The 767-nt window shown below is 34.8% G+C and carries 2 protein-coding genes; one reads left to right on the plus strand and one right to left on the minus strand.

The window, feature by feature from the left end; genetic code table 11:
• Window positions 1–575 (plus strand): RluA family pseudouridine synthase (locus FUA24_RS24555; RefSeq protein ID WP_246147159.1); only part of this gene is annotated, 575 nt, incomplete at its 5' end.
• A gap of 5 nt (window positions 576–580) precedes the next feature.
• Here FUA24_RS24555 and FUA24_RS24560 read toward each other — a convergent pair.
• Window positions 581–767 (minus strand): helix-turn-helix domain-containing protein (locus FUA24_RS24560; RefSeq protein WP_148546071.1); only part of this gene is annotated, 187 nt, incomplete at its 5' end.

Consider the following 767-nt stretch of genomic DNA (forward strand, 5'->3'; position numbering starts at 1 on the left):
ATACAAGCGGACTTTTAGTGGTTGCTAAAACGGAACATGCTATGAATTATTTATCAAATCAGTTTGCTGAAAAAACAAGCGAGCGTGAATATGTAGCGCTAGTTTGGGGTAATGTTGAAGCTGATGAAGGAACCGTTGAAGGTAACATAGGAAGGCATCCTAAAAACAGGCTACAAAACACTGTTTTTTTAGGTGATGAAGCTGATAAAGGAAAACCAGCCGTAACCCATTATAAAGTTTTAGAGCGTTTAGGGTATGTAACACTAATATCGTGTAAATTAGAAACAGGGCGTACACATCAAATACGTGTACACATGAAGCATATTGGGCACACCTTATTTAATGATGAACGTTACGGTGGCGAAAAAATATTAAAAGGCACAACATTTACCAAATACAAACAGTTTGTAGATAACTGTTTTAAAGTGTTGCCAAGGCAAGCCTTACACGCTAAAACATTAGGTTTTGAACACCCTAAAACAGGCGAGTTTATGCGTTTTACTTCTGAAGTTCCTGATGATATTCAACAATGTGTTGAAAAGTGGAGAAGCTATTCAAAGCATCAAGAACTATAGTTGTTTTACTCAATAAATGGGTGTACAGATTTAAAAATACTTTTTCGGTATTCATAAGGTGTTATTTGCATATACTTTTTAAATTGCCTGTGGAAAAAAGACATGTTTTCATAGCCGCATTTATAACTAATATCAGTTAGTTTGTCATTAGTCTCTTGAAGAAGAATGCAGGTTTTTCTAATTCTAAATTCG

The organism is Seonamhaeicola marinus (genome assembly GCF_008085455.1).